Source organism: Thermostichus sp. MS-CIW-30 (assembly GCF_054058015.1).
This window is the reverse complement of sequence record NZ_JBSRZW010000003.1, coordinates 151,651-159,244: the sequence shown is the minus strand read 5'-3', so window position 1 is coordinate 159,244 and position 7,594 is coordinate 151,651. Positions and strand designations below refer to the sequence as shown.

General features: G+C 62.6%; 6 protein-coding genes. 4 read left to right on the top strand and 2 right to left on the bottom strand.

Features of this window, described 5'->3' with window-relative positions; all coding sequences use genetic code 11:
- Positions 1–206 precede the first annotated feature (206 nt).
- From ACVWXW_RS02560 to ACVWXW_RS02545, 4 genes are all read left to right on the top strand, one after another.
- Entirely contained in the window at positions 207–1,760 is a 1,554-nt protein-coding gene (locus tag ACVWXW_RS02560) for a hypothetical protein (protein WP_457402609.1), read from the top strand.
- Positions 1,724–2,182 carry a thioesterase family protein gene (locus ACVWXW_RS02555; protein ID WP_457402608.1) on the top strand — a complete coding sequence of 153 codons (459 nt, stop codon included), beginning with the start codon at positions 1,724–1,726 and terminating at the stop codon, positions 2,180–2,182. The genes ACVWXW_RS02560 and ACVWXW_RS02555 overlap by 37 nt, the downstream gene beginning before the upstream one ends.
- Complete coding sequence (locus tag ACVWXW_RS02550; protein ID WP_457402607.1) at positions 2,161–2,769, top strand: hypothetical protein; 609 nt, start codon at positions 2,161–2,163, stop codon at positions 2,767–2,769. Before ACVWXW_RS02555 ends, ACVWXW_RS02550 begins: the two co-directional genes overlap by 22 nt.
- A 383-nt stretch (positions 2,770–3,152) precedes the next feature.
- A complete protein-coding gene (locus ACVWXW_RS02545) occupies positions 3,153–4,388 on the top strand; it encodes an RNA-guided endonuclease InsQ/TnpB family protein (protein ID WP_457402606.1) in 1,236 nt (411 codons plus the stop codon).
- 60 nt (positions 4,389–4,448) lie between these two features.
- Here the strand turns inward: ACVWXW_RS02545 and ACVWXW_RS02540 are convergent, their stop codons facing one another.
- Entirely contained in the window at positions 4,449–5,510 is a 1,062-nt protein-coding gene (locus ACVWXW_RS02540) for a carboxypeptidase-like regulatory domain-containing protein (RefSeq protein ID WP_457402604.1), read from the bottom strand.
- An 88-nt stretch (positions 5,511–5,598) separates the two neighbouring features.
- Positions 5,599–7,587, bottom strand: a complete 1,989-nt coding sequence (locus tag ACVWXW_RS02535; protein WP_457402602.1) for a carboxypeptidase regulatory-like domain-containing protein — start codon at positions 7,585–7,587, stop codon at positions 5,599–5,601.
- Positions 7,588–7,594 lie beyond the last annotated feature (7 nt).

The window sequence follows — 7,594 nt, the reverse complement described above, 5'->3', positions numbered from 1 at the left end:
TTGGCGGCTTGCGACTGGGACGCCTTGAGCTTACAGGAGACGGTCAGGACTTGGCTCATAAGTTCATTGTACTTCATCAAAGCGCATTCCTCCCGACACTGACCCTACGGGTACAGTGCGGGGCTCCTGCGATTTCTAGCTGAATGGCGATGATGACCGGACAGCGATAGGCGATAGTTGGTGCAGGGCTTGAAAGGAGGGAGCACGTGCTGGGTGGAGTTTTGGCGATTGCGGCTGCGATTGGCTTGGTGGTCTTGCTGTTGGAAGCAATTCGCTACCGCCGCTGGGGATCCGTTCGCCGCTGGCAACCGGCAGTGGGGCTGGGCTTGGTGGCCTTGGCGGCGCTGGGGTGCTGGCTGGGTCAGTTGCCGGATCTGATCCCCCTGGCTTTGTTGTTGGGGGGCCTGGTGGGGGTGGGTTTACTGGGGTTGAGTGGCTGCGGTCGGGCCGGGCAAGGGCTGGTGGTGCTGTTGCTCAGTTTGGCGGCCTGGCAAAGTCTGGCTATCGGCTCCCCCGGTCGCATCAGCGTTGCGGAGCAACATGGAATGCTCTTTCTGTGGGGCTGCGGCCTGGGGATGGGCTTGGTGGGGATCCCTTTGCTGGGGGTCTTGGCCGAAACAGAAGCTCTGTCCTTGCTGATGGCGCTGGGCCAGGGGTGGAGCGGCATTGCCGCCATAACCTGGGGATCTCGCCTGCTGGAGATGGGATCCCAGCCGGATCTCCCTTGGCAGGTGCTGTTGCCGGTGGGGCTGGCCGCCCTCAGCTTGGTGGCAGGCACTGTGCCGCTCTTGACCGCCTCAGAAGACTCCCCCGGGCTGCTGTCGGCAGTGGGGCATGGGGTGGGGTGGCTGGTGGCGCTGGCGCTGGCCTTGGCCTTGACCCGCAACGGCCTATACCAGGATCCCTTCTGGGCCTTGCTCTACGGGGTGGGGGTGCTGCTCTCGTGGGCCTTGCTTGCCTTGGAAAACCAGATGGGACAGGGGATCCCCGCGCTGGCAGGGGAACCTGCTCATGTCAGCGGGCCGGAGGCTTTAGCCGGTCGCGTCAGCGTTGCCGAGCAACAAGGACGGCTGCTCTGGCGGGCCTGTGTGGGCCTAACGCTGGTGGGGGGAGGAGCGCTGCTGGCGCTGCGATTGGGGGGATCCTACGGGGCGGCCCTCTTGGGGCTGGGATGTCTGGCTTTTCCCAGCCGTTGGGGGGCCATGGCCGCTTTGTTTTTGTCGGCCCGCCCTCTGCTGCAAAACCTGTTGCACCAGTTCAACCTGCAGGTTGCCGGGATCGACCTCACCCAACCCTATGTGTCGGCGGCGCTGTACCTGGGCATGGCGGGCATGGCGCTGGCGGCGCTCATTCACTGGCTATACGGGCCAGACAAACCCCTGCAGACGGGGATCGCTCTGACGCTGGCCAGCCTGGCTCTGCCGGTGGGGGTGGGCTACTTCATTCACGCTCAGCCGCAAGCGGCCTTCCTGTTGGGAGCCTTGACCACCGCCTTGATCCTGGCGGCGCTGCAGCCCATCCTCCTGCAGCAGGAGGGAAGAGGGGCGGAATCTCTGGGGATCCGAGGTTTGGGCCTGGCTGTGCTTGCCATTCTGGGATCCAACCTCAGCCGCGATTGGACGGTAACCGGCTTCCATGCCACCCGCTGGGAACGGGCGCTGGTGCTGGCCGGGGTGGTCGGGATCCTGGCGTTGATTCTCCTGCTCTGGCAAGGCTGGAGCCTATGGCACTCTGGGAGAATGCGCGCCCCCGCCCGCTGATGAAACCTGTTCCCCTGGGCACCCTCGGCACCTGGCAGGGGATCCTCGGCCCGGAACAAACCGCTGCAGCCCTGGGCAACCCCGGTGTGAAGGTGATCGGATCCCCGGCTTTGTTGACGTTGATCGAGCGGTGCAGCCACACCACCTTGCAGCCCTTCTACGAGCCGGAGGAAGCGGCGGTCGGGATCCGCTTTGCCTTGGAACATCGGTCGGCAGCGGTGGCGGGGGATCCCTTGCAGATGCGGGTCGAAGTCGTGGCAGTGGAGGGAAGACGCATTCGGTTTCACGTGGAGATCACCCAGCAGGAGCGGCTGGTGATGCAGGGATCCTACACCTGCCTGGTGGTCGATTTGCCCCGTTTTCTGGCCCGCTATGGATTGACCGCGGAGGATCCCAGTCGGTGCTCAAGCTGTTCGCGTTAGCGGGACGGAGTCCTTTGGGATTGCTGCTGGCCGTCTTTGTGGGAACTCTCTTGTTCTGGCCTCAACAGCTCATTCTGCGCTACCGCAAACCCTGGCAGGGACCCCTCGCCTGGATCTGGAAATGGCACGGGTGGGGGGGGTGGACTGTGCGGGGCAGCCGCCGTGGTTGGGAATGGCGTTGGGGATCCCTGCGCCTTCGCGGCCGTTGGCCGGCGCAGCGGGGAGAACGTTGCTCCCCCAGAGATTGGCCCTACCTGTGGAAGCTGGGCAAGCAGCTCCACATCCAATCTTGGCAAGGAGGGGTGGAAATTGGCTTTGCCGATCCGGCTTTGACGGGGCAATGCTTGGGACTAATCGCCGCTCTACCCCCTCAGTTGGCTCAACACCTGCGCTTGACCTTCACCCGCATCGGCTGGTGCGGACAGGGATCCCTGGTGGTTCGGTTTCGCGGCTGGCAGGTGCTGGGGCCGGCCTTGAAACTGGGGTGGCTCGCCCTATCGCGCCATCGGAAGGGATCCCCAGCAAAAATAGCCCATGGGACAGCTGGCGTCAGGAGCAAAGCGCTGGGGGGGGAACTGCAGCGCTGACGCGGTCAGGCCGGCTGCAGCGCCGGGCAGCAATTCAACAGAGGCATGACCTACCCGCCTCCCCCTTCGCCCTGGCCGTTGGTAGGGGTGGGGGCAGGTGCTGCAGGGATAATCGGCGGCACAATGTACTGGCGCAGGCAGCGTCGCTGCAGACAACTGCAAAACCAGATCCAAGCTTTGCAAGCTCCTGTTGTGGCGGCTCCTCGCGCTCTTCTGGCTCTTTCGGCTCCTCCTCCCGCCCTTCATCGGGGGGCAGCTCTTCTCGCCACTCTTCGGGCGGCTCCTCCCGTCGTTGCTAGACGAACTCAGCTAGAAATCGCAGGAGCCCCGCACTGTACCCGTAGGGTCAGTGCCGGGAGGAATGCGGAAGTTATGATAGAACTATGACCCAAGTCCTGACCGTCTCCTGCAAGCTCAAGGTGTCCCAGTCGCAAGCCGCCAAATTGGACGCGACTTTGGAGGCTTTTGGCCAAGCCTTGAACTGGGTCAACCAGAACACGCCGGAGAAAGTCGTCAACGCCGTTAAGCTTCAGTCTCTGTGCTACCGCGAAATCCGCGCCCGGTTCGACTTGTCCAGTAACTTGGCTCAGCAGGTCTGCAGACGGCTGGCCGGCGCCCGTAAAGTTGCCCAACAGAAAAACCGCCCCGTCAAAGCGTTCAAAGGGGGCTTCGCTACCTACGACGCTCGTATCTTTTCGTTCCGCGAGAAAGACTGGACGGTGTCGCTGACCACGGTGGAGGGTCGGGAGCGCTTTGAGCTGGCGGTTGGCCGCTACCAGAGAGAACGGCTGGCGGGCTCCAATCCCAAATCTGCCACTCTGGTCAAGCGTAAAGACGGCTCCTACTCTATTCAGATCTGTGTGGAAACGGAACCGTGCCCACCGCAACGCACGGGTAGAGTGCTGGGGGTGGACTTGGGAAGGACAGATATTGCCCATACGTCAGAGGGTGATAACTGGAATGGACAGCAGTTGAACCGAATCCGAGACCACTACTCCCGGTTGAGGGCGGTACTCCAACGCAAAGCCAGTAAGGGCACCCGCAGTTCGCGGCGCAGATGCAGAGAACTGTTGCAACGGCTGTCTGGCAAGGAGAGACGCTTTCAGTCGCGTCAGCGTTGCGTAGCAAAAACGTGGGTCAATCATCGCATCTCCAAAGCTATTGTCTCTAGGGCAAAAGCTACCAACAGCGCTATTGCTCTGGAAGACCTGACAGGGATCCGGGAAAGGGTCAATCAACAGCCACGCAGCAAAACCGAAAGGCGCAGGGCCAACAGTTGGGCGTTCTACCAACTACGTCAATTTCTGGAATACAAGGCGAGGGTTGCAGGGGTTTCTCTGATTCTTGTGCCGCCTGCTTACACGTCGCAGACCTGCCACCGGTGCTTGCACATTCATCCCGACCCTGCGCAATCCTATCGCAGTGGGAAGCAGTTTAAGTGTGGACACTGTGGATGGGAAGGGGATGCGGATTTGAATGGTGCGAATGTGATTGCGCTCTTGGGGGCTGCCGTAAACCAGCCTAGAGGTTCGGGCCTGTTTTGTTCTCTGGTAGGGCAGAGCAGGCTCAGGGCTACTGAAAGCCCGCTCCGTACCGCTTTAGCGGTCGGAGTCGGGTAGTTTACAGGACAATCCCTTTCACGACAACAGAAGAGATCCCGGAGCTGTTCTGCTTAAGACCTAGGGAGTCGGTGTGGCAGAGGGGATGCGCAGCTCCACAGCCGTATCCAGGCGAGAGCGTGGGGGTGGGGCTTCTCCCTGAGCCAGTTCTAGGTACTGGGCCAGCGGGTGATGCTCCTTCCAGCGGGATCCCACCTCAGCAGCCATCTGGGTGACTTGGATTTGATAAAGCTGGGCCAGCTCGGCAGCATTGAGGTTGCCCCGCTCCACCTGATCGCGACTGGCCTCGGCCAAGACATCCGCCACCAGGTTGCCTTGCTCATCAAACCGCCACAGTTCCAGGCGGCTGCGGGAACGCAGGCTCAACTCCGTTGGCGAAGCCGGTCGGGTGAGGACATCGACGCGGGCAATGACGATGGCTTCCAGGCCCAGGTAATCGAAAAATTGGCCTACTGCTTCGGGCTTGCGGCGATCCCACTCAAACAGTTCGTAGATGGGCCAGCCCACCTTCTGCAAAATGGGCTGAATGCGACGGTTGTCCAGAGGCACCACCTTCTCGCCGTTGGGGATCAAGCCCAGACGCACCGCCTCTATGGCCAGGCGCTGGCCCAACAGTTGGGTATGCTCCAACCCTCCCACCCCCAAAATGCCAAGGCGACGGCGGGGTTGAGGCCGAATCGGCACCTGCAAAACCACATCCACAGGGGTGGTCAGGCCCGCTTGCAGGAGGATCTCCTGCTCTGCCTTTTCATAGTCGGGGTGCCACACCGTCAACAGCCAACGCCCGGCTGGGGCTTGGTCTAGCTCAAAAGCGCCCCGCTCATCGGTTTGAATCGGCTGATTGGGGTTCTCCATGCCCTCCAACTGCACCTGTGCCCCCGCCACAGGTTGCCCCACGCTGTTGCTCACCTGCCCCACCAGCCGCGCCGTTCCCTGGGGCTGCCCTCTGTTTTGGGAGGGAAACAACGGCGTCAACCGCGGAATGGGGGTGGCCGGAGCCTGAGCCAGCGCTCCTGAAGCCAGTGCCAGCCAGCCGCAGAGGGCCAGACTGCCTGTTCGCGAGAGCGTTGCGTAGCGATAGCTAATCCTGTGCCGGAGAGGATGAAAGAAGAAAAAAGGCATGGCGAAGGTTGCACCCGGTAGTAGCAGTCGGTTCTATTCTGCTCCGCACCCCTGACGCGAACAGGGCAAGATCCTGCTGCAGGGATCCTCACCCAGAAAAGGGGTTGTTGGTTTGCCATTGTTGGACAAACACCGGCACCATGTTGCGCACCTGCAGCCGAAATAGGCCCGCTGCCGCATCTTCAAACATCGGATCCCCGCCCACATCATCCCGCCCATAGGCTTCGTAGTAGCGAGCCCGATCCCCAGGCCGATCCCTCTGCAAGTCCACCACCACCACCACCCCGCGGCTGCGCAACTGGTTGGGGGTGAAATTGGGAATTTCCACCGGCACCGTCGGGGCCACAAAGCGTAAGGCTGTATTCAGCAGAGAGTTGCCCTGGCGGTTGTAGTCCCGCGAGATCTGCATCTGGGTCAAAAGGATGTAGCGCAATCCCAGGGCATCCCCGATCACCTTCAGCTTGGCCAAATCGGAGGTGTAGCGCTCATCCCGATCCAACAAAGTCAGGCCCTGGGTGAGGGGCAGAAGCGGCTCAAACCAGGGATCCGGCCCCAGAGGCCCCTTCAAGAGCAGTACCGGTCGCTGGGGCTGCAACTCCTTCAGGGCCATGCTGAGGTGGCGGGCCAGCTCATCCGAGTAAACGGGTTCATCCGGCAAAAGGCCAATGCCCTCCGGCTGGCGGGTCGGTTCCCCTGGCGGCAGGCGAATATCCTGAGTGGAGACAAAGCCGGCCCGGACTTCCACCTGGGTGCTGGTCAGGGGAAAACCCGGCACCTCCACATCTACCAAATACAGGCCAGCCGGCAGTTCCGGCAGCACATAAGTGCCGTCGGCAGCAATGCGAACAGTTTGCTGGGGTTGGGTTGGCGTGGCGGCCAAGTGCAAAACCCCGGTCTGAACGGGTTGGCCGGCAATATCCAGCACCCGCCCGGTCACCACACCGCGGTTGCCTGGAGAGGGGACTCCCCCGTTCAGGACCTCTGTCCCGCCGTCGCCAACTTGAGCCTGAATATCCTGCAAACGGCGCAAGGCCGGGATCCCTGCTGCCACCACCCACAGATCCCGCTCCCCCAGCATCACCAGACCCGTCGGCTGTCCCTGCAGCCGCAGCGAGGCCACCAATCGCCCCGTCTGTAAATCCACCAGCTGCAGGCGGTCGCTATCGCGGGAGGTCACGTAAGCCCAACGTCCATCCGGGGAAAGGGCCAGCCGCGTCGGTCGCCAATCCAGGCCAACCCGCTGCAGGGCCTCGCCGCTGCGGCTCAGATCCAGCACTGTTAGATCTTGGCTGCCGGAGTTGAGCACCACCAAGCGTTGCCGTTCGGCATCCAAAGCCATCGCTTCCGGAGTATTGCCGCCGCGCCAACGGGCCAACAACTCCCCATTGTCTGGGTTGACCACCAGCAAACTGAGGGGATCCTCCCCGGCTAGGCCCACAAACAGGGATCCCCGCTGCGCATCATAGGCCAGCGCCAAGGGGGGGCCGGGCATCGGCAAATTGCGGGCTTGCGGCTGCTCTGAGGGGGCGCTTTGGCGTTTGTGCTCCGCACCGCTGCTGCGAAGGGGAGCAGCCATCACCGCCAAACTCTGGGCAGAGGGCAGGGAGGCAAAAACCCGCCCTGTGGCCGCATCCACGGCAATATCCAAAACTCCCGCCGGCAACCCATAAGCCTGAATCAGCTCCCCCGTCAGCAGATCGAGGGCCACCAGCCCAGGGGCATTGGGGCCAGAGGCGTAGACCACCTGCCGTGCCTCATCCACCCGCACCACACTGGGAGCAAACCCCACCGCCACCTGCCACAGGGGATCCCCGCTGGCCCCATCCAGCAGGGTCACGGCCTGCTCCTCCAACAGCCCAACCGCAACCCAGCCCCGATCCGGTACCCCATCGATGCGATCGGCAGAGCTGCGCAACGGCAAAAGCCAATCCCCCTCTGTCCTCAGGCCGTTCCCGTCCGTCGAAAAGTTCTCCACCGCAGAGGAAGAGCCTGCCTCCGGCAAAGGGATCCCTTGCCCCAGCACGGGGGATCCCAGCCCCAGCACGCTGCTCAGCACAACCAGCCATTGCCACCGCATGACCTTC